Origin of the sequence: Halomonas sp. SIMBA_159, assembly GCF_046536035.1 — a bacterium.
Lineage (GTDB): Bacteria > Pseudomonadota > Gammaproteobacteria > Pseudomonadales > Halomonadaceae > Vreelandella > Vreelandella venusta_A.
The window spans coordinates 1-267 of record NZ_JAWJBT010000702.1; the positions used below are offsets into that span (position 1 = coordinate 1).

At 52.1% G+C, this 267-nt stretch carries 1 protein-coding gene; it reads left to right on the forward strand.

Going from position 1 to position 267, the window contains the following annotated elements; genetic code table 11:
- On the forward strand, nucleotides 1-267 hold a 267-nt coding region (locus tag R0J87_RS21005), incomplete at both ends, for a hypothetical protein (RefSeq protein WP_498888691.1).

Below are 267 nucleotides of genomic sequence, written 5' to 3' on the forward strand. Positions count from 1 at the left end.
GTTATCGCAGCTCGCAGCCGGTGCATGCCCCGTCAGAAGTTGATGGTCAGGCTTTTACCTACGATGCGAATGGCAACATGACCAAAGGTCTTGATGGTCGCATCATGACCTATGATGCAGAAAATCGCCCATTGTCTGTGAGTTATAACGGGGTCACGACCTCCTACGTCTACAGCGCTGATGGCAGTCGACTGAAGCAGACCACCAGTGGATCCGGCCAACCAACCACCACCACAGCCTATTTTGGCCTCGTCGAAATTCAAAATT